The organism is Streptomyces sp. NPDC002328 (assembly GCF_042890065.1).
In the GTDB taxonomy this organism is placed as follows: Bacteria; Actinomycetota; Actinomycetes; order Streptomycetales; family Streptomycetaceae; genus Streptomyces.
The window spans coordinates 405,789-427,280 of sequence record NZ_JBIARQ010000004.1 but is presented as its reverse complement, the minus strand read 5'-3'; the positions used below and the strand labels follow the sequence as shown (position 1 = coordinate 427,280).

At 72.5% G+C, this 21,492-nt stretch carries 15 protein-coding genes; 12 read left to right on the top strand and 3 right to left on the bottom strand.

All coding sequences use genetic code 11. The features are described 5' to 3' along the window. Positions 1 to 48: 48 nt before the first annotated feature. Positions 49 to 1,848, top strand: a complete 1,800-nt coding sequence (gene ggt, locus ACFYX4_RS14315) for a gamma-glutamyltransferase (protein ID WP_389331296.1) — start codon at positions 49 to 51, stop codon at positions 1,846 to 1,848. Between the two features lie 41 nt (positions 1,849 to 1,889). On the opposite strand, the gene ACFYX4_RS14310 is transcribed toward ggt, so the two are convergent. Both ACFYX4_RS14310 and map read right to left on the bottom strand, forming a co-directional pair. Next, the gene (locus ACFYX4_RS14310) at positions 1,890 to 4,448 is read right to left on the bottom strand and encodes an ATP-dependent Clp protease ATP-binding subunit (RefSeq protein WP_389331293.1); all 2,559 of its coding nucleotides are present in this window, start codon (positions 4,446 to 4,448) and stop codon (positions 1,890 to 1,892) included. A gap of 308 nt (positions 4,449 to 4,756) precedes the next feature. Continuing rightward, complete coding sequence (gene map, locus ACFYX4_RS14305) at positions 4,757 to 5,536, bottom strand: type I methionyl aminopeptidase (protein WP_389331290.1); 780 nt, start codon at positions 5,534 to 5,536, stop codon at positions 4,757 to 4,759. A gap of 32 nt (positions 5,537 to 5,568) precedes the next feature. Here map and ACFYX4_RS14300 point away from each other — a divergent pair, with 32 nt between their 5' ends. The 9 genes from ACFYX4_RS14300 (at position 5,569) to ACFYX4_RS14260 (ending at position 17,240) form a co-directional block, all read left to right on the top strand. Beyond that, positions 5,569 to 5,832 (top strand): helix-turn-helix domain-containing protein, encoded by a 264-nt coding sequence (locus tag ACFYX4_RS14300; protein ID WP_389331287.1) that lies wholly within the window; start codon positions 5,569 to 5,571, stop codon positions 5,830 to 5,832. A gap of 167 nt (positions 5,833 to 5,999) precedes the next feature. Next, complete coding sequence (locus tag ACFYX4_RS14295; protein WP_389331285.1) at positions 6,000 to 7,904, top strand: hypothetical protein; 1,905 nt, start codon at positions 6,000 to 6,002, stop codon at positions 7,902 to 7,904. Between the two features lie 186 nt (positions 7,905 to 8,090). Further along, positions 8,091 to 8,933 carry a nitrilase-related carbon-nitrogen hydrolase gene (locus ACFYX4_RS14290; RefSeq protein ID WP_389331282.1) on the top strand — a complete coding sequence of 281 codons (843 nt, stop codon included), beginning with the start codon at positions 8,091 to 8,093 and terminating at the stop codon, positions 8,931 to 8,933. Next, positions 8,930 to 10,216 carry an aspartate aminotransferase family protein gene (locus tag ACFYX4_RS14285; RefSeq protein ID WP_389331279.1) on the top strand — a complete coding sequence of 429 codons (1,287 nt, stop codon included), beginning with the start codon at positions 8,930 to 8,932 and terminating at the stop codon, positions 10,214 to 10,216. The genes ACFYX4_RS14290 and ACFYX4_RS14285 overlap by 4 nt, the downstream gene beginning before the upstream one ends. A gap of 36 nt (positions 10,217 to 10,252) precedes the next feature. Next, positions 10,253 to 11,863: a PucR family transcriptional regulator gene (locus tag ACFYX4_RS14280; RefSeq protein WP_389331276.1), complete on the top strand. Its 1,611-nt coding sequence runs from the start codon at positions 10,253 to 10,255 to the stop codon at positions 11,861 to 11,863. Between the two features lie 332 nt (positions 11,864 to 12,195). Next, the gene (locus ACFYX4_RS14275; protein ID WP_389331273.1) at positions 12,196 to 13,038 is read left to right on the top strand and encodes a nitrilase-related carbon-nitrogen hydrolase; all 843 of its coding nucleotides are present in this window, start codon (positions 12,196 to 12,198) and stop codon (positions 13,036 to 13,038) included. Between the two features lie 96 nt (positions 13,039 to 13,134). Beyond that, positions 13,135 to 14,538 (top strand): dihydropyrimidinase, encoded by a 1,404-nt coding sequence (gene hydA, locus ACFYX4_RS14270; RefSeq protein ID WP_389331270.1) that lies wholly within the window; start codon positions 13,135 to 13,137, stop codon positions 14,536 to 14,538. Between the two features lie 11 nt (positions 14,539 to 14,549). Then, positions 14,550 to 15,569: a TIGR03842 family LLM class F420-dependent oxidoreductase gene (locus tag ACFYX4_RS14265; protein WP_389331267.1), complete on the top strand. Its 1,020-nt coding sequence runs from the start codon at positions 14,550 to 14,552 to the stop codon at positions 15,567 to 15,569. Between the two features lie 126 nt (positions 15,570 to 15,695). Then, entirely contained in the window at positions 15,696 to 17,240 is a 1,545-nt protein-coding gene (locus ACFYX4_RS14260) for an NCS1 family nucleobase:cation symporter-1 (RefSeq protein ID WP_389331264.1), read from the top strand. 44 nt (positions 17,241 to 17,284) lie between these two features. Here ACFYX4_RS14260 and ACFYX4_RS14255 read toward each other — a convergent pair whose 3' ends face one another. Then, a complete protein-coding gene (locus tag ACFYX4_RS14255) occupies positions 17,285 to 17,953 on the bottom strand; it encodes a hypothetical protein (RefSeq protein ID WP_389331261.1) in 669 nt (222 codons plus the stop codon). Positions 17,954 to 18,357: 404 nt separating this feature from the next. On the opposite strand from ACFYX4_RS14255, the gene ACFYX4_RS14250 reads away from it, so the two are divergent. Both ACFYX4_RS14250 and ACFYX4_RS14245 read left to right on the top strand, forming a co-directional pair. Continuing rightward, positions 18,358 to 20,184 (top strand): gamma-glutamyltransferase family protein, encoded by a 1,827-nt coding sequence (locus ACFYX4_RS14250; RefSeq protein WP_389331258.1) that lies wholly within the window; start codon positions 18,358 to 18,360, stop codon positions 20,182 to 20,184. Between the two features lie 111 nt (positions 20,185 to 20,295). Continuing rightward, entirely contained in the window at positions 20,296 to 21,168 is an 873-nt protein-coding gene (locus ACFYX4_RS14245; protein ID WP_389331255.1) for an inositol monophosphatase family protein, read from the top strand. The last annotated feature ends 324 nt before the right edge of the window (positions 21,169 to 21,492 follow it).

Here is a 21,492-nt window from a genome sequence, read left to right as displayed (position 1 = left end):
CCCGCAATGTGGTTACGCTGCGCGGACGGTCCCCGACTGGAGGTACGGATGCGTCGCCCTGCCGCGCGGAAACTGTCGGTCCTGGCGGTCTCTGCCGCCGTCGTCTCGGTGGGAGCCGCGGCCCCACCCGCCGCCGGGAGAACGGCCCCCGAGAAGGTCCCGGTCGCCGTCGGCTACGGCGGCGCGGTGTCCAGCGTCGACGCCGACGCCTCCGCCGCCGGCATCGAGGTGCTGCGGAAGGGCGGCAACGCCGTCGACGCGGCCGTCGCCACCGCCGCCGCGCTCGGCGTCACCGAGCCCTACTCCGCCGGCATCGGCGGAGGCGGCTACTTCGTCTACTACGACGCCAAGTCCCGTACCGTGCGCACCATCGACGGACGCGAGACCGCCCCGCTCACCGCCGACGCCGGACTCTTCCAGGAGAACGGCAAACCGCTCGCCTTCGCCGACGCCGTCACCAGCGGCCTCGCCGTCGGCACCCCGGGCACGCCCGCCACCTGGGCGACCGCACTCGACAAGTGGGGCAGCGAAGACCTCGGCACGCTGCTCAAGCCCGCCGAACGCCTCGCCCGCGACGGCTTCACCGTCGACGCCACCTTCCGTAGCCAGACCGCCGCCAACGAGACCCGCTTCCGCTACTTCCCGGACACCGCCGGGCTGTTCCTGCCCGGCGGAAGCCTCCCGGTCGTCGGCTCGACCTTCAAGAACCCCGATCTCGCCCGCACCTACAAGGAGTTGGGCAAGAAGGGCGTCCGCGCGCTCTACCGCGGCGACATCGCCGAGGACATCGTCGACACCGTCAACCACCCGCCCGTGGACCCGGCTTCGGGGTGGAACGCCCGCCCCGGCAAGCTGACGGCGAAGGACCTCTCCTCCTATCGCGCCAAAGTCCAGGCACCGACGCGGACTTCGTACCGGGGCCTCGGCGTGTACTCCATCGCGCCCTCCTCCTCCGGCGGCACCACCGTGGGCGAGGCGCTGAACATCCTGGAGCGGACCGACCTCTCCGAGGCGAGCCAGGACCAGTACCTGCACCGCTTCATCGAGGCCAGCCGCATCGCCTTCGCCGACCGCGGACGCTGGGTCGGCGACCCCGCCTTCGAGGACGTGCCGACGAAGGAACTGCTCTCGCAGCGGTACGCCGACTCGCGCGCCTGCCTCATCAAGGACGACGCGGTCCTCACCAGCCCCCTCGCCCCCGGCGACCCGCGCCGCCCGGCGGACTGCGCCGCCGGCGGCACGGCCGCGCCGACCACGTACGAGGGCGAGAACACCACGCATCTGACGGTGGCCGACAAGTGGGGCAACGTCGTCGCCTACACGCTCACCATCGAGCAGACCGGCGGCAGCGGCATCACCGTCCCCGGCCGCGGGTTCATCCTCAACAACGAGCTGACGGACTTCTCCTTCGCCCCGGCCAACCCGGCCGTGCACGACCCGAACCTGCCCGGACCGGGCAAGCGCCCGCGCTCCTCGATCTCGCCGACGATCGTCCTCGACCGGCACGACAAGCCGGTGGTGGCCCTCGGTTCGCCCGGCGGCGCGACCATCGTCACCACCGTGCTCCAGACCCTCACCGGCTTCCTCGACCGGGGGCTGCCCCTCGTCGACGCCATCGCCGCACCGCGCGCCAGCCAGCGCAACGCCGCCCAGACCGAGCTCGAACCCGGCCTGTACGGAACCGACTCGGCCAAGCGGCTGGAGGCCATCGGGCACTCCTTCCGGCTCAACCCGGAGATCGGCGCGGCCACCGGCGTCCAGCGGCTGCCCGACGGCAAGTGGCTGGCAGCCGCCGAGACGACACGGCGGGGGGGCGGTTCGGCGCAGGTGGTGCGCCCGGAGAAGTAGGGCTCACAGCGCGGCAAGCAGAGCTCACAGCGCGGCCGGGCTCACAGTTCGGGAGCGGGCGGCTCGCCTGCGGTCGCCGCGGCCGTACGGAACGCGAGCCGCCCGTCCTCGACCTCCACCGTCAGCCGGTCGCCCTCCTCGACCCGCCCGTCGAGCAGCAGCCGGGACAACTGGTTGTCGACCTCGCGCTGGATGGTGCGGCGCAGCGGGCGGGCGCCGTACTCCGGCTGGTAGCCGCGTTCGGCGAGCCAGTCGACGGCCGCGCCGCTGAACTCGACCGTGATGTCCTGCGAGTTGAGCAGTCGGCGGGTCCGCTCCAGCAACAGGTCGGTGATCCGCCGCAGTTGCTCACCGGTCAGCTGACGGAAGACGACGATCTCGTCGATGCGGTTGAGGAACTCCGGCCGGAAGTGCTCGCGCAGCGGCCGCAGGATGCGCTCCCGCCGGGCCTCCTCGTCGGCGTCGGCGCCGCCCGGCCCGAAGCCGATCCCCGCGCCGCGCCGGGTGATCGCCTCCGAACCCAGGTTGCTCGTCATCACGATGACCGTGTTGGTGAAGTCGACCGTGCGGCCCTGGGAGTCGGTGAGCCGGCCGTCGTCGAGGACCTGGAGCAGGATGTTGAAGACGTCCGGGTGCGCCTTCTCCACCTCGTCGAGCAGGAGCAGCGAGTACGGGTGCCGGCGCACCACCTCGGTGAGCTGCCCGGCCTCCTCGTGGCCCACGTAGCCGGGCGGTGCGCCCACCAGCCGGCTGACGGTGTGCCGTTCCTGGTACTCGCTCATGTCGAGGCGGACCATCCGCTCCTCGCTGCCGAACAGCGCCTCGGCGAGCGCGCGGGCCAGCTCCGTCTTGCCGACGCCGGTCGGGCCGAGGAAGAGGAAGCTGCCGATCGGCCGGTCCGGGCTCGCGAGCCCGGCGCGCGAGCGCAGCACCGCGTCCGCGACGACCCGTACCGCCTCGTCCTGGCCGATGACCCGCTCGTGCAGGTGCTCCTCCAGGGCGAGCAGCCGGTCCTTCTCCTCCTGGGTGAGGCTCGCCACCGGGATCCCGGTCTGCCGGGACACGACCTCCGCCACGGCCTCGGCCGTGACCTCCAGATGCTGTCCTTCGACCGCCTCGTCGCCGTGGCTCTCCTCCGTGATCCGCCGCCTCAGTTCGACGATGCGGTCCCGCAGCCGGGTGGCCTCCTCGTACTGTTCGTCGGCGACGGCCTGGTCCTTGTCCCGGGCCAGTTGCTCGGCCTCGCGCTCCATGGCGCGCACGTCCGTGCCCTTGGTGCGGGCGCCGAGCCGCACCCGGGCGCCGGCCTGGTCGATCAGGTCGATCGCCTTGTCCGGCAGCCGCCGGTCGGTGAGATACCGGTCGGACAGCTCCACGGCCGCCAGCAGCGCCTGGTCGGTGTAGCGGACCTGGTGGTGGGCCTCGTAACGGTCCCGCAGCCCGCGCAGGATCTCGATCGCGTCGGCGACGGACGGCTCCGGCACCAGGATCGGCTGGAACCGCCGGGCCAGCGCCGCGTCCTTCTCGATCCGCCGGAACTCCTCCAGCGTCGTCGCGCCGACGATGTGCAGCTCGCCGCGGGCCAGGGCCGGCTTGAGGATGTTGCCGGCGTCCATGGAGCCGCCCTCGCCGCCCCCGCCCGCGCCGACGACCGTGTGCAGCTCGTCGATGAAGACGATCAACTGGTCGGAGTGGGCGCGGATCTCGCCGACGATGCTGTTGAGGCGTTCCTCGAAGTCGCCCCGGTAGCGGGTGCCGGCGACCACGCCGGGCAGGTCCAGCGCGACGACGCGGCGGCCGGAGAGCACGTCCGGCACGTCGCCGTCGGCGATGCGCTGTGCGAGGCCCTCCACGATGGCCGTCTTGCCGACGCCCGCGTCCCCGATCAGCACCGGGTTGTTCTTGCCGCGCCGGGAGAGCACCTCGATGGTCTGCTCGATCTCGTCGTCCCGGCCGATCACCGGGTCGACACGGCCCTGGCGGGCCAGGTCGGTGAGATCGCGGCCGAACTTGTCGAGGGTGGGCGTGGAGGTGGGCCACGGCCGCTCCGGACGCGGCTGCGCGGCGTCCGGGGGCTCGGGCGGGCCGCCCGCCGCCGGGGCGAAGCGGGCCGCGTTCAGGATGTGCCCGGCGGCGGAGTCCGGGTTCGCCGCGAGGGCGCTGAGCACGTGCTCCGGGCCGATGTATCCGGCGCCGCGCGAACGGGCCAGGTCGTGTGCGTCCAGCAGGGCGCGCTTGGCGGCCGGGGTGAGCGACAGCGAGGTCGGCGGCGGGACCTCGCCCGGCGGGTGCTGGGCGGGGCCCGAGCGCTCGTCGATCTCCGTCGCGAGCGAGTCGGGGTCCGCGCCGGCCCGGCTGAGCAGGGTACGGGTCGGCTCCGCCGAGAGAGCCGCGCGCAGGAGGTGCTCGGTGTCCAGGTCACGGCTGCCGTGCTCGGCGGCGTACTGGGCCGCGCCGCGGACCAGCTCCCTGGCCGGCTGACTGAGGAGCTGGCCGATGTTGATCTGGCGGGGGCCGGGGCGGGGCCCGCCGAAGAAGCGGGCCAGGAATTCACCGAAGGGGTCGCCGTAGCCCTCCGGGCTGTTGAAGCCGCTGGTCATGGCGTTCCGTTCGATCGACGTGCGGTTGTCGGTGCGGACGGGTGCCCATGCCGTGCGGCGCTACACCTGTGGGGCGGGTGAGGGCACCGTGTCCACTTTGTCACGGGCGGGGAGGGGCGGCATGTCGTGAGGGTCGGGGGCCGGGTGCCGTAGGCCGTGGGACTGGCTGTTGTCGTGACGCGGGGTGCGGCAGTGCCGGTCAGGGGCGCGGGGAACTGCGCGAACGGTTACGACGGCGCCGCGGTCGACCGGCGACGCACCACGCTGCCCACGGACGCGTCACGCTGCCCACACACGCGTCACGCCGCCTACAGCGGAGCGCCCCGCTCGGTGAGGATCCGGGGGCCGCTGTCCGTGATCGCGACCGTGTGCTCCGCGTGGGCCGCCCGCGAGCCGTCGTTCGTCCTGAGGGTCCAGCCGTCGGGGTCCGCGTGGTAGCCGTCGGTGCCGCCGGCGATCAGCATGGGCTCGATCGCCAGGACCATGCCGCGGCGCAGCCGCAGACCCCGACCGGGGCGGCCCTCGTTGGGGACCCCGGGGTCCTCGTGCATGTGACGGCCGATCCCGTGGCCGCCGAAGCCGTCCGGGATGCCGTAGCCGGCCGCGCGGCACACGCTGCCGATCGCGTGCGCGATGTCGCCGACTCGGTTGCCGACGACGGCCGCCTCGATGCCGGCGGCGAGGGCGCGCTCGGCGGTCTCGATCAGACGCAGGTCCGCCGGCCGCGCGGCGCCCACGGTGAAACTGATCGCCGAGTCGCCCGCCCAGCCGTTCAGTTGGGCGCCGAAGTCGATCGAGACCAGGTCGCCGTCGCGGAGCCGGTAGCGGGTGGGGATGCCATGCACGATCGCGTCGTTGACGGACGCGCAGATCACCGCCGGGAAGGCGGTCGGCGCGAAGGACGGGCGGTAGCCGAGGAAGGGCGAGGTCGCGCCCGCCTCGCGCAGCACGCCGTGCGCCAGCTCGTCCAGTTCCAGCAGGGAGACGCCGACGCCGGCCGCCTTCCGCACGGCCGTCAGGGCGCGGGCGACGACCTGGCCGGCCTCGTACATGGCGTCGATCGACGCGTCTGTCTTCAGTTCCACCATGCCAATTACTATACCGGTATTAGAATGCCGGTATGGTGCGCACCCCACTGACCCCGGAAGAACGCGAACGCGGCGAGCGGCTGGGCAAGTTGCTCCGTGAGGCCCGTGGCGGCCGGAGCATGACCGACGTCGCCGCGAACGCGGGCATCTCCGCCGAGACCCTCCGCAAGATCGAGACCGGCCGCGCCCCGACGCCGGCCTTCTTCACGGTCGCCGCGATCGCGCACGCGCTCGGCTTGTCCATGGACGAGCTGGCGGTGCGGTGTGTACTGGCGGGTGTGGGGCCGGTGGTGTGATTCGGGCGTGGGCCGGTGGTGTGATTCCGGTCGTCGACCGGACGCCATTCGGTCAAGATCGGGCAATAAGGCCGCCGCGCCCACATGGAAAAGTCACCGTAGCCACGCCGTAACACAACTGGTGTTTTCTACGGACCGGAGTTCTCCGGTCGGGCGGGAGTCGAGCGATGGCTGTGGATCATCTCCCGGCCCAGGTGCGGGAGTTCGCGAACTATCTGGACGGGCTGCTGGCGCGCCTCGACCAGGGCTCGGGCTGGTGCGCCGTCTTCTGGCAGCGCGACCCCGACGGTATGCGGGCCTGCCTGGACGCGCGCGAGGTGCCTCCGTGGGACGTCGTCGAGGCCCTGCTCCAGGATCTCGCGGCGGAGTACGGCACGCCCGTGGCCGCGCGGGACGCGGACCGGGCCCGGCCGCTGCACGCCGCCGCCCTCGCCGCCCACGACGCCCGGCCCGGCGGCCGGGACGCCCTCGGGGACCGGCTCGACGTCATGCTCCGCGAGCAGCGCCACGCCGTCGAGCGGCAGGCCGAACTCGGCCGCCTCCTCGCCGCCGCGACTACCCAGGCGGAGGCCGACGCCCTCCGTCTCGACCTCGCCTGGGCCCACGACGACCACGAACGAGCCACCGCCCGCTGCGCCGAGATCACCCACCGCCTGGCAGAACTGGACCGCCGCCCGCCGACCGAGCCCCAGCCCCAGGGCGCCCGACTGATCCGCCCACGGGCGGGCGGGAGCGGGAGGGGGACGGCGGGGGCCGCGTATCAGGGCGGCGGGGCCGCCACGGACCCACGCTACGGTCGCGCGACGACTCCGGCCGAGCCCGGGTACGACCACGTCTCCGGGTACGACCACGCCGGGGGCCCTGCCGACCCGGGGCCCGGGTACGACGGCGCTGCCGGGTACGCCCCGGCCGGTGCCTCCGCTGACCCAGGTCGTTACGACCGTGCTGCCGGGTACGCCCCGGCCGGTGCCTCTGCTGGTCCGGGTCATCGTGCGCCGGCTCCCGCGGGGCCCGGGTACGACGGCGCTGCCGGGTACGCCCCGGCCGGTGCCTCCGCTGATCCGGGTCATCGTGCGCCGGCTCCCGCGGGGCCCGGGTATGACGGCGCTGCCGGGTACGCCCCGGCCGGTGCCTCCGCTGACTCGGGACATCGTGCGCCGGCCTCCGCCGATGCCGGCCACGCGCCTCAGCGTGGCTACACGCCCGAGGGCGGCTACGGTACTCAGTCGTCCCACGCCGAGCCCGCACCCGTCCCCGCCGCCGACGCCCCGGTCGCCCCCGCCCCCGAACCTGACCCCACCCCCGTTCCCGCCGAAGGCGCCCCCCTTCCCAAACAGCGGAAGCGGCGACGGGGTGGGGCTCGGTTCGCCGGGATGGGGGAGGCGGAGGGGGCCGGCCCCGTCGTCGTGCCGCCGGTCGCCGAGCCGGTGGCGCCCGCGCCCGTGACGGCCTCGCGTCGCACGCTGCGAGGAGCCCGCTTCGCCGGGGCCGCCGCGGAGACGCAGCAGGCGGCGCCCGCCGAGCCGGCGGCGGACGGCGAGCGGAGCGCCGGGCCCGGGACCGTCGAGGCGGTCGAGCGGCTGGTGCGGCTGCGCGGCGAGGGCCGCAGCGGCGAGGCGCACGCGCTGCTCGTGGAGCTGGCGTACTGGCCCGCCGCCCGCATCCCGCTGCTCGCGGCGGGCCTCCAGCGCGCCGGGCTGAACGCCGACTGGGCGACCCTCCTCTGGGAGGCGGCCTCACTGCCCGCCGACCGGCTGGTGGCCGTGGCGGACGCCTTGACCGAGGCGGGCCGCACGGCCGACGGCGAGCAGGTCCTGCGGCAGGGCGTCGTACGGTCGGCCGAGGAGATCGGGAAGGCCGCCGCCGCGCTGACGGCGCAGGGCCGCCGCCGCGAGGTAAGCGCGCTGCTCGACGCGTTCGTCAGGGTCCGCACCCCCGAGGACGTGGCCCTCGGCGCGGAGCCGGAGCCGCACGTCCTGGTGCCGCTGCTGCTGGAGGCGGCCCGGGGCGTCTCGAAGGACCGCCACCGCGACCTCGTCCACGCCCTCCGGGTGGCCGGACACCCGACCTGAGCCGATCCCCGCCGCCCCCTACGCCGAACGCCCCCCGACTCACCCACAGGGGGGTGAAACGCGATCGACTCCGCGGGTTAACGACGATGGTCTTGGCAAGCCTGTCCCGGAGGCTTACGTTCGTCCCTCTACGGCCATCGTCTACGGGTGTAGAGGCTCTGACGTTCCCCGTCGAAGGAGCAGCTCATGGCCAACGTCGTACGTGCCGCTCTGGTCCAGGCCACCTGGACCGGCGACACCGAGTCCATGGTGGCGAAACACGAGGAGCACGCCCGTGAGGCGGCCCGGCAGGGCGCGAAGATCATCGGCTTCCAGGAGGTCTTCAACGCCCCCTACTTCTGCCAGGTCCAGGAACCGGAGCACTACCGCTGGGCCGAGCCCGTCCCCGACGGCCCGACCGTGCGCCGGATGCGGGAGCTCGCGCGCGAGACGGGCATGGTGATCGTCGTCCCCGTCTTCGAGATCGAGCAGTCCGGTTTCTACTACAACACCGCGGCCGTGATCGACGCCGACGGCTCCTACCTCGGCAAGTACCGCAAGCACCACATCCCGCAGGTCAAGGGCTTCTGGGAGAAGTACTACTTCAAACCGGGCAACGTCGGCTGGCCCGTCTTCGACACCGCCGTCGGCAAGGTCGGCGTCTACATCTGCTACGACCGCCACTTCCCGGAAGGCTGGCGTCAACTCGGCCTCAACGGAGCCCAGTTGGTCTACAACCCGTCGGCCACCCACCGCGGCCTGTCGTCCCACCTCTGGCAGCTGGAGCAGCCCGCCGCGGCCGTCGCCAACGAGTACTTCGTCGCCGCGATCAACCGCGTCGGCGTCGAGGAGTACGGGGAGAACGACTTCTACGGGACGTCGTACTTCGTCGACCCGCGCGGACAGTTCGTCGGCGAGGTCGCCGGCGACAAGGACGAGGAACTCCTCGTCCGCGACCTGGACTTCGACCTGATCGAGCGGGTGCGGCAGACGTGGGCCTTCTACCGCGACCGCCGCCCCGACGCCTACGACGGGCTGGTGCGGCCATGAGCGACGCTCTGTACGCCCGCCACCGCAAGGTGCTGCCCGACTGGCTCGCCCTCTACTACGACGACCCGCTGGAGATCACGCACGGCGAGGGCCGCCACGTCTGGGACGCCGAAGGGAACAAGTACCTCGACTTCTTCGGCGGCATCCTCACGACGATGACCGCGCACGCCTTGCCCGAGGTGACCAAGGCGGTGAGCGAGCAGGCCGGACGGATCATCCACTCCTCCACCCTCTACCTCAACCGCCCCATGGTCGAACTCGCCGAGCGCATCGCCCAGTTGAGCGGCATCCCGGACGCCCGCGTCTTCTTCACCACCTCCGGCACCGAGGCCAACGACACCGCCCTGCTGCTGGCGACGACGTACCGGCGCAGCAACACCGTCCTGGCGATGCGCAACAGCTACCACGGCCGTTCCTTCAGCGCGGTCGGCATCACCGGCAACCGCGGCTGGTCCCCGACCTCGCTGTCCCCGCTCCAGACGCTGTACGTCCACGGTGGCGTGCGCACCCGCGGCCCGTACGCCTCCCTGAGCGACGCCGACTTCATCGCGGCCTGCGTCGACGACCTCAAGGACCTGCTCGGCCACACCCGTTCGCCCGCCGCGCTGATCGCCGAGCCGATCCAGGGCGTCGGCGGCTTCACCTCCCCGCCGGACGGACTGTACGCGGCGTTCCGCGAAGTGCTCGACGCGCACGGGATCCTGTGGATCGCCGACGAGGTGCAGACCGGCTGGGGCCGCACCGGCGACCACTTCTGGGGCTGGCAGGCACACGCCGCCAGCGGCCCGCCGGACATCGTGACCTTCGCCAAGGGCATCGGCAACGGCATGTCCGTCGGCGGGGTCGTCGCCCGCGCCGAGATCATGAACTGCCTCGACGCCAACAGCATCTCCACCTTCGGCGGCACCCAGGTCACCATGGCGGCCGGCCTCGCCAACCTCGCCCATCTGCTGGAGCACGACCTCCAGGGCAACGCCCGGCGGGTCGGCGGGCTGCTCATCGAACGGCTGCGGGCCGTCGCCGCGCAGGACCCGGGCGTGCGGGAGGTCCGCGGACGCGGACTGATGATCGGCGTCGAGCTGACCAGGCCCGGCACCGACCGCGCCGACCCGGACCGGGCCGCGGCGGTCCTGGCGGCGGCCCGCGCGGACGGCCTGCTCATCGGCAAGGGCGGCGGGCACGACACCAGCGCCCTGCGCGTCGCTCCGCCGCTGTCCCTGACCGTCGCGGAGGCCGAGGAGGGCGCCGCGATCCTCGAGAACGCGTTGAGGAGCACGCAGTAGCAGCCCGCACGAGGCAACGAGCAAGGGAACACCGTCATGACCACCGTCTCGGAGTACTGGGGGCCCATGGAGCCCCTGGAGCCGCCGAAGTCCCCGGAACCCCTGAAGCCGGCCCTGTCGGTCCGTCAGGTCCTGTCGCTGGAGCGGGTGTCGGCCGGTGAACCGGAGGTGGTGGCCGGCGCGGCCCAGCTCGACCGGCCCGTGCGCTGGGTGCACGTCGCCGAGGCGGCCGACGTCGGCGTGATGCTCAGCGGCGGCGAGATGGTGCTCACCACCGGCGTGCTGCTCGCCGGGGACGAGGGCAAGCAGGCCGAGTACGTGCAGTCCCTGTACCGCGCGGAGGCCGCCGCCGTCGTCCTCGGCCTGGGACGGGCCTTCCCGACGACCCCGGACGCCATGCGGCGCGCGGCCGAGCGGTGCGGGCTGCCGATGGTCGTTCTGCACCGGCCCTTCCCCTTCGCCGAACTCACCGAGGAGGTCCAATCCCGGCTCGTCCGGCGCAAGTTCGCCGCCGTGAGCCTGTCGGAGGCGGTGCGCACCGCCCTCACCGGCCTCATCACCGCCGGCGCGCCCCTGCAACGCCTCCTCGACGAGATCGTCCACCACACCGGCTGCCCCGTCGTCGTCACCAACCTCGCCCACCGCGTCCTGGCGACCGCGGGGGAGCGGTCCGCGGTCGACGACGTGCTGCGCGACTGGGAACGCGTCGCCCGCCAGGCCGGCGGCACCGAGGGCGACGGCTGGATCCGCGCCGAACTCGGCGGACGCGGCGAACGCTGGGGACAGATCATGCTGTGCGGCTACCGCGGCGACACCGCGGGCGGACGGCTCCTCGCCGACCGGGCCGCCGAGGCCCTCGTCCTGCACCGCATGCTCGGCGGCGGCGCCGCCCACACCTGGGAGGAGCAGTCCGCGCAGGGCCTGCTCACCGACCTGGTCTCCGGCGTCGTCCCCGCCCGCCAGCTGCTGCCCCGCGCCCGCGCCGCCGGACTGCCCGTCAACCGGCGCACTTTCGTCCCGCTCGTCGTCCGCGACGCCGAACCCGCCCCACTTGAACGGCTGTTGCGCCTGCTGGGCCTGTCCGGACTGGTCGCGGAGCTCGCCGAGGGGGCCATCGCCGTCCTGCTCAGCCTCGCCCGCGACCAGGACGCCGAGGCGCTCGCCGCCCACTTCGCGGCGCGGCTGCGCACCGAGTCGGGGGAGACCCGCACCGTCGTCGCCGCGGCCGACCCCCGCGCGGCCTGGGACGACGTGCCCGCCGGGCTGCGCGAGGCCCAGCACGTCGCGGACGCCGTCGCCGACTCCTCGGCCGCCCTCGACCTCCCGGCCGTCGTCCGGCTCAAGGACGTCCACCTGCGCGGACTGATACGGCTGCTGCGCGACGACCCCCATGTGCAGTCGTTCGCCGAACGCGAGCTGGACGGGCTGCTGTGCGCGGCCGGCGAGGACCTGCTCGCCGTGCTGCGCACGTATCTGGCCACCGGCCGCAACAAGTCCCGCACCGCCCAGCTCCACCACGTCTCCCGGCCCGCGCTGTACCGCCGGCTGGAGGCGATAGAGGCGCGGCTCGGCGTGGACCTCGACGACTTCGAACAGGCGGCGTCGGTGCACATCGCGCTCCTCGCGCACGACGCGCAACAAGCCTGAAACCCGCGACGACCTGCGAAAACGGTGGTGAAACATGCGCCGAGGAAGACGTGACACGGTGGCACGCCGCACCCCCGCAGACGTGACACGCTGCAACTCAAAGCCCGGACGCTCACTTCATAGTCTCCTGGGGCGGGCGTCGGAAGTGCCGTCTGCCCTGCGACGCCCGGCACGCACTCTCGCCGCACCGGGCACAAGCCCGAGTACATCCAGTACAAGGACTTGCGCCCGGCACGCCGAGAGCACGCACCCGACGCCGCAGGGCCCGTCCGCCGGACGGACGACGCCATTTCCGACGCCCGCCCCAGCACACCGAGCGACCGGAGGTCCCGATGAGCAGAGTGATCCGCGCCGCCGTCTTCCAGACCGCGTGGACCGGCGACAAGGAGTCGATGATCCAGGTGCACGAGCAGGCGGTGCGCGACGCGGCCGCCCAGGGCGCCCAGGTCCTGTGCTTCCAGGAGCTGTTCTACGGGCCGTACTTCTGCCAGGTCCAGGACCCGGCGTTCTACGAGTACGCCGAGCGGATCCCGGACGGCCCGATCGTCCAGCGTTTCCAGGCGCTCGCCCGCGAGCACGGCATCGTCCTGGTGCTGCCCATGTACGAGGAGGAGCAGCCCGGCGTCCTCTACAACACGGCCGCCGTGATCGACGCGGACGGCTCCTACCTCGGCAAGTACCGCAAGCACCACATCCCGCAGGTCAAGGGCTTCTGGGAGAAGTTCTACTTCCGTCCCGGCAACGTCGGCTGGCCCGTCTTCGACACCGCCGTCGGCAAGATCGGCGTCTACATCTGCTACGACCGCCACTTCCCGGAGGGCTGGCGCGCCCTGGGGCTGGCGGGCGCCGAGATCGTCTTCAACCCGTCGGCGACCTCGCGCGGCCTGTCCGCCTACCTGTGGCAGCTGGAGCAGCCGGCGTCGGCCGTGGCCAACGAGTACTTCGTCGGCGCGATCAACCGCGTCGGCGTCGAGGAACTCGGCGACAACGACTTCTACGGGACCTCCTACTTCGTGGACCCCGAGGCCCAGTTCGTGGGCGAGGTGGCGAGCGACAAGGAGCCCGAACTCGTCGTCCGCGACCTGGACATGGCCAAGCTGCGCGAGGTCCGCGACCGCTGGCAGTTCTTCCGCGACCGCCGCCCCGACGCCTACGGCCCGCTGACCGCGCCGTGACCCCGTAGTACCCCGCGCCCCTGGCCGCCCAGGGGCGCGGGGCAGCGTCCAGCCACCCACGACCCGCACCCGACCACGACCCAGCGGAGTCAAGCCATGAGCAGCCGTACTCTCATCCGCGGCGGACTCGTCATCACCGCGGCCGACGAGATCCACGCCGACGTCCTGATCGAGGACGGCCGGATCGCCGCCCTCGCCGCCGGCGGCTCCCCGGCCGCCGAGGCCTGGACCGCCGAACGGACCATCGACGCGACCGGGAAGTACGTGATCCCGGGCGGGGTCGACGTCCACACGCACATGGAGCTTCCCTTCGGCGGCACCTTCGCCTCCGACACCTTCGAGACCGGCACCCGCGCCGCGGCCTGGGGCGGCACGACGACCATCGTCGACTTCGCCGTGCAGAGCGTGGGCCACACCCTGCGCGAGGGCCTGGACGCCTGGCACGCCAAGGCCGAGGGCAACTGCGCGATCGACTACGGCTTCCACATGATCGTCTCCGATGTGCACCAGGAGACGCTGAAGGAGATGGACCTGCTGGTGGAGGAGGGCGTCACCTCCTTCAAGCAGTTCATGGCGTACCCCGGCGTCTTCTACAGCGACGACGGCCAGATCCTGCGCGCCATGCAGCGCTCCGCCGAGAACGGCGGTCTGATCATGATGCACGCCGAGAACGGCATCGCCATCGACGTCCTGGTGGAGCAGGCCCTCGCCCGCGGCGAGACCGACCCGCGCTACCACGGCGAGGTCCGCAAGGCCCTCCTGGAGGCCGAGGCCACCCACCGCGCCATCAAACTCGCCCAGGTCGCGGGCGCGCCGCTGTACGTCGTGCACGTCTCGGCGATGGAGGCCGTCGCCGAACTGGCCAGGGCCCGCGACGAAGGCCTGAACGTCTTCGGCGAGACGTGCCCGCAGTACCTGTTCCTGTCGACGGACAACCTCGCCGAACCCGACTTCGAGGGCGCCAAGTACGTCTGCTCCACGCCCCTGCGCCCCCGGCAGCACCAGGCCAAGCTGTGGCAGGGCCTCAGGACGAACGACCTCCAGGTGGTCTCCACCGACCACTGCCCCTTCTGCTTCGTGGGCCAGAAAGAGCTCGGCCGCGGCGACTTCTCCAAGATCCCCAACGGTCTCCCGGGCGTCGAGAACCGTATGGACCTGCTCCACCAGGCCGTCGTCGACGGGCACATCTCGCGCCGCCGCTGGATCGAGATCGCCTGCGCCACCCCGGCCCGCATGTTCGGCATGTACCCGAAGAAGGGCACCATCGCCCCGGGCGCGGACGCCGACGTAGTCGTCTACGACCCGCACGCCGAGCAGACCCTCTCCGCCGAGACGCACCACATGAACGTCGACTACTCGGCGTACGAGGGCAAGCGGATCACCGGCCGCGTCGAGACGGTCCTGTCGCGGGGCGAACCCGTTATCACCGAGCGCGAGTTCACCGGACGCGCCGGTCACGGCGTCTACACCCCGCGCTCCACCTGTCAGTACCTCAACTAGGGAGCGGCGCAATGGACTTCGGACTCGTCCTCCAGACGGACCCGCCGGCCTCGAAGGTCATCGACCTGATGCGCCGGGCCGAGCACAACGGCTTCACCTATGGCTGGACCTTCGACTCAGCCGTGCTCTGGCAGGAACCGTTCGTGATCTACAGTCAGATCCTCTCCAACACCAGCAAGTTGACGGTCGGCCCGATGGTCACCAACCCGGGCACCCGCACCTGGGAGGTCACCGCCTCCACCTTCGCCACCCTCAACGACATGTTCGGCAACCGCACCGTGTGCGGCATCGGCCGCGGCGACTCCGCCATGCGCGTCGCCGGCCGCACCCCGAACACCCTCGCCCGGATCAGTGACGCCATGAAGGTCATCCGCGCCCTCGGCTCGGGCCAGGAGGCCGACCTCGGGGGGACCGTCGTCAAGTTCCCCTGGATCAAGGAAGGCGCCCAACTCCCCGTCTGGATGGCCGCGTACGGCCCCAAGGCGCTGAAGATGACCGGCGAGGAGGCCGACGGCTTCATCCTCCAGCTCGCCGACCTCTACCTCACCGAGTACATGGTGAAGGCCGTCAAGGACGCCGCCGTCGCCGTCGGCCGCGACCCGTCCGAGGTGAAGATCTGCGTCGCCGCCCCGGCCTACGTCACCGACGACGACTCGCCCGAGGCCCTCGCCCACGCCCGCGACCAGTGCCGCTGGTTCGGCGGCATGGTCGGCAACCACGTCGCCGACCTGGTGTCCAAGTACGGCGAGCACTCCTCCCAGGTCCCCGAGGAACTCACCGACTACATCAAGGCCCGCCAGGGGTATGACTACTCCCACCACGGGCGCAGCGGCAACCCCGACACCCAGTTCGTCCCCGACGAGATCGTCGACCGGTTCTGCCTCATCGGCCCCGTCGAGAAGCACATCGAGAAGCTCGACGCCCTGCGCGAGCTCGGCGTCGACCAGTTCGCCGTCTACGACATGCACGACGCGCAGGAGAAGGTCATCGACGCGTACGGCGCCACGGTCATCCCCGCGATCAACGCCTGACCCGCGCCCCCGGGATCAACTCCCCAACCCCCCACTCCAGTTCTCCCCTCTCCCGCCGTCCCGGGGGAGGGGGCCGGAGACCCGCACGGCCTTTCCGGACCCACCTCTCGTTTGATTGGCCTGCCCATGACCGACACCGCTCCCACCGCCATACCGCCGACCTCCCAAGTCACCCTCGCCGACGGCCGGGTGGAGATCGCTCCTGGTTCGCCGCAGCCCAGCGGCCCCTACGCCAACGAGGACCTGCTGCCGGTCCCCGTCGAGAAGCGCACCTGGACCACGTACAACTTCTCCGCGCTGTGGGTCGGCATGGCCCACAACACGGCGTCGTGGACGCTCGCTTCCGGTCTGATCGCCGTGGGCATGGACTGGAAGCAGGCGGTGCTCACCATCGCGCTGGCCAACGTGATCGTGCTGGTCCCGATGCTGCTCACCGGGCACGCGGGACCGAAGTACGGCATCCCCTTCCCGGTCTTCGCCCGCGCCTCCTTCGGCGTCCGCGGCGCCAACCTCCCCGCCGTCGTACGGGCGTTGGTGGCGTGCGGCTGGTTCGGCATCCAGACCTGGATCGGCGGCGAGGCGATCTACTTCCTCGCCGGGAAACTGATCGGGAACGGCTGGACCGACGCCGGGAAGATCGGCGGCTACGCCTGGACCATGTGGCTGTCGTTCGCGATCTTCTGGGCGATCCAGGTCGCCATCATCTACCGGGGCATGGAGACGATCCGGCGCTTCGAGAACTGGGCGGCGCCCTTCGTGCTCGTCGGCGCGTTCGTGATGCTGTTCTGGATGAGCGACAAGGCCGGCGGCTTCGGCCCGCTGCTCGACCAGCCCTCCCAGCTCGGCTGGGGCGCCGACTTCTGGAAGCTGTTCTGGCCGTCCCTCATGGGCATGATCGGCTTCTGGTCGACGCTGTCGCTGAACATCCCCGACTTCACCCGCTACGGCAAGAGCCAGAAGGCGCAGACCTGGGGCCAGGCCCTCGGCCTGCCCACCACCATGACGCTCTTCGCGCTGCTGTCGGTGATGGTCACCTCCGGTTCGCAGGCCGTCTACGGCGAGACGATCTGGGACCCGGTACAGCTCGCCGCCAAGACGGACAACGTGGTGGGCCTGCTGTTCGCCCTGGTGACGGTGCTGGTGGCGACCCTGTCGGTCAACATCGCCGCCAACCTGGTCTCACCGGCGTTCGACTTCTCCAACATCGCGCCCCGCAAGATCAGTTTCCGCACCGGCGCCCTCGCCACCTGCGTCCTCGGCGTGCTGATCTTCCCCTGGAAGCTGTACTCCGACCCGCAGGGCTACATCTTCACCTGGCTCGGCCTGGTCGGCGGTCTGCTCGGCACGGTCGCCGGCATCCTCATCGCCGACTACTGGATCCTGCGCCGCGGCAGGCTCCACCTGTCCGACCTGTACCGCACGGGCGGCCGCTACTGGTACGACGGCGGCTGGAACTGGCGGGCCGTCGTCGCCTTCGTCGTCGGCGGTGTCCTCGCCGTCGGCGGCGCCAGCTTCAAGCCGCTGATCGACGGCCGGCCCGTCCCGGCGCTGGAGCCGCTCGCCGACTACGGCTGGGCGGTGGGCCTCGGCACCTCGATGGCGCTGTACGTCGTCCTGATGCTGCTGCGCGGACGCCGCGAGGAGGACGCCGTCGGGCAGCCGGCGGACTGACACCTGATGGACCGGGGGACGGGCGGACGGCCGGAGGAGCCAGCTCAGCTCTTCCGGCCGTTCTGCAACGCGGCCACCGCTTCCTTCGCCGCCTTGATCGCGCCCTTGTTGATCTCGTCCGTGCTGGGCGCCTTCTTCGTCTCGAAGTCGCTGCCGTTGTAGGTCACGACCACCAACGCGTTGGCCACGCGCGCGAACACCGTGCCCTCACGGGTCTGTTGCTTGTCCTCGGTGGTGAGGTCGACCATCGAGTAGCCCTCGTTCCCGAGCCCCGGAACCGCCCCGCCGCCGCTCTTGTCGCTGACGCGCTCCTTGTACGAGGCCTGCGCCGCCTCGTCGGAGTCCATCAGCTCGTAGGAGACGTCGAGCCAGCGGTAGTCGTAGCCCTTCAGGGCGTTCCACGAGCAGGTGCGGCGCAGCGTGGTGTCCGTGGACGGGATCTCCTTGCCCGCCGCCTTCGCCCCCGGCACCAGCGAGGTGACGGTCTTCGCGGCCACGCTCGTGCAGGGCGCGGGCGCGGCGGCGTACGTCTTCGACACCGCCGTCGAGGACGGCGCGCTCTCCGAAGGGGCCGGGGACTTCTGCGTCCTGACGGGCTCGGTGCTCTGCGTCGAGGTGAGCGGCCCGGAGGTCAACGCCCAGCCGGCACAGGCGAGTACGGCCACGGGGGAGATGCGCGCGGTGAGGGCGAGCGGCAGGGGGAGAGAACGCACGGCGCTCTTTCGTGGGGGACGACGCGGACGGGGTCCGCGATGCGGACGGGTACGCCAGTGTCACATGACTCCCACGACGACGAAACCCCGAACTCGCTCCGTACAGACCCGGTAACACACCACTCACACCAGCCACCGCAGTGCCCCGGCTGAGCCTGCGCCCCGGCTGAGCCTGCGGGCAGCCGTCCCACCCCCTGAGCCTGCGGGCAGCCGTGTCACGCCGTGAGCCCACAGGCAGTCGTGCCACGCCGTGAGCCTGCGGGCAGTCGTGCCGCTGGGGCGGCACGGGTGGGCGCAGGCGGCACCCGGCACCGCCGGTCACTGTCCCCCCGGCCCCAGCCCCGAACCCACGCCCCAGGTCCGTACGATCACCTGAACCGGTCGCCGCACAGCGAGGAGCCCCCGTGTTCACCACCCGCCCCACCCTCCAGGGCACCTTCGGCATGGCGTCCTCCACCCACTGGCTCGCCTCCCAGTCGGCGATGGCCGTCCTGGAGGACGGCGGCAACGCCTACGACGCCGCCGTGGCCGCCGCCTTCGTGCTGCACGTCGTCGAGCCGCACCTCAACGGCCCCGCCGGCGAGGCGCCCATCCTGCTCGCGCCGGCCGACGGCGAGGTCCGCGTGCTGTGCGGGCAGGGCGTCGCCCCGGCCGGGGCGACCGCCGCGCACTACCGGTCGCTCGGCCTGGACCTCGTCCCCGGCACCGGCCCCCTCGCCGCCGCCGTCCCCGGCGCGTTCGACGCCTGGATGCTCCTCCTGCGCGACCACGGCACCAGGTCCCTCGACGACGTCCTGAAGTACGCCATCGGATACGCCGAGCACGGCCACGCGCCCGTGGAGAACGTCGGCGCGACCGTGGAGACCGTACGGGAGCTGTTCGAGACCGAGTGGACCTCGTCCGCCGAGGTGTACCTGCCCGGCGGCGAGGCCCCGCGCCCCGGGCGGCTGTTCCGCAATCCCGCCCTCGCCGCGACCTGGCGTCGGCTGCTCGCCGAGACCGCCGGGGCGGGGGACCGGGAGGCGCGGATCGAGGCCGCGCGGCAGGTGTGGCGCACGGGGTTCGTCGCCGACGCGCTGGTCCGCCAGGCGCGACGACCCACCCTGGACACCAGCGGCGAGCACCACACCGGCACGCTCACCGCCGCCGACCTCGCCGGCTGGTCCGCGACGTACGAGGCCCCGGCGACGTACGACTGGAACGGCTGGACGCTGTGCAAGGCCGGCCCCTGGAGCCAGGGCCCCGTCCTCCTCCAGCAGCTCGCCCTGCTCCCGCCCGAACTGCCGGTTCACGGCTCCGCCGACTACGTCCACCTGCTCGTCGAGGGCTGCAAGCTGGCCATGGCCGACCGGGAGGCCTGGTACGGCGACGCCGCCGAGGTCCCGCTCGCCGACCTGCTCTCGGACCCCTACAACGCCGGACGCCGCGCCCTCATCGGCGACAAGGCGTCGTACGAGCTGCGGCCCGGCAGTCCGGGCGGGCGCACCCCCCGGCTCAGCGAGCACGCGCGCGTGGTCGTCGCCGACGAGCCCGGCTTCAACCCCATGGGCGTCGGCGAGCCGACGGTCGCGAAGCCGCCCGTATCGCCCGTGCCGGGGGAGCCCGAGGTCACCGCCGAGGGGCTCACCCGCGGCGACACCTGCCATCTGGACGTCGTCGACCGCTGGGGCAACATGGTCGCGGCCACGCCCAGCGGGGGCTGGCTCCAGTCCAACCCGGTCGTGCCCGAGCTGGGCTTCCCGCTGGGCACCCGGCTCCAGATGACGTGGCTGACCGAGGGCCTGCCGAACACGCTCACGCCCGGCCGCCGCCCCCGCACCACCCTCACCCCGTCGATCGCCCTGCGCGACGGCGTCCCCGTGCTGGCGTTCGGCACGCCCGGCGGCGACCAGCAGGACCAGTGGCAGCTGCACTTCTTCCTGGCCGTCGCCCTCCGCGCGCGCGTGCGGGGCGGCTACGACCTCCAGGGCGCGATCGACGCCCCGAACTGGCACAACGACGCCTTCCCCGGCTCCTTCTATCCGCGCGGCATGCGTCCCGGCAGCGTCACCGTCGAGTCCCGTATGCCCGCCGGGGTCGTGGAGGAGCTGCGCCGCCGCGGCCACGACGTGACCGTCGGCCCCGCCTGGTCCGAGGGCCGCCTCTGCGCGGTCGCCCGCGACCCGGAAACCGGAATTCTGTCGGCGGCGTCTAACCCGCGCGGGATGCAGGGCTACGCGGTGGGCCGCTGAACTTCCTCCCGATCCCCGCCTCCTTCCTCCCGATCCCCTTCTTCATCCCGATTCCACCCGGAGTGCACCGGCCGGGCGGGGATTGTCAGTGGGGCGTGCTCTCATGGAGGCATGATCGAAGACATGGAAACCATCGACGAGTTTCTCGCCCGTCACTCGGCCGACGTGGAGGAAGCCGTCCGCAAGGCCGCCGCGGCCGAGATCATGCCGCGCTTCCGGCAGCTCGCCGCGCACGAGGTCGACCAGAAGAGCGGCCCGCACGACCTGGTCACGGACGCCGACCGCAACGCCGAGCTGTTCCTCACCGACGCGCTCGGCGCCCTGCTGCCCGGCTCGGTCGTCGTCGGCGAGGAGGCGGTGCACGCCAATCCTGCGACGTACGAGGCGATACGCGGCGACGCCCCCGTCTGGATAGTCGACCCGGTCGACGGGACACGGCAGTTCGTGCACGGCGACGAGGGCTTCTGCACGCTGGTCGCCCTCGCCCGCCACGGCGTCGTGCTCGCCTCCTGGACGTACGCCCCCGCCCTGGACCGGCTGGCCACCGCCGTCCGCGGCGGCGGGGCGTTCCTCGACGGCGAGCGCCTGTTCGCGGGGCCGCCCGCGCCCGGCCGTGACCTGGTCGTCGCCACCTCCCACCCCGACTACACCACCGACGAGCAGAAGCACGCCCTGCTGGGGCTGTGGACGGACGGCGTCGCCCCCCGCGCGTGCGGGTCGGCCGGCCTGGAGTACCTCGCCGTCGCCCGGGGCGAGTTGGACGCCACCGCCTTCTCCTGGGAGGCCGCCTGGGACCACGCGGCGGGCCTGCTGCTCGTCGAGGAGGCCGGCGGCGCCCATCTCACGCTCACCGGCGAGCCGTTCCGCGTCATCGGCGGCAACAGCCTGCCGTTCACGGCGGCCCGGGACGCGGCGACGGCGCGACGGGTGACGGGACTGCTCACGGGAGGCGCCACCGAGCCCCCCGGCGACTCCCCCGCATAAGCAGACACCGACCACCCCCGGCGGGTCTCCCGCATGACCGGCACCGAGTCCTCCGGTGGCTCTCGCGGGACAGACGCCGGCCACTCCCGGCGGCTCCCGCGTGGCAGTCGCTGACCACCCCCGGCGGGCCTCCCGCATCACCGGCACCGGGTCCTCCGGCGGCTCCCGCGTGGCAGTCGCTGACCACCCCCGGCGGGTCTCCCGCATGACCGGCACCGGGTCCTCCGGCGGCTCCCGCGTGGCAGTCGCTGACCACCCCCGGCGGGCCTCCCGCATGACCGGCGCCGAATTCCCCCGGCGGTTCCCGCGTGACAGTCGGCGGCC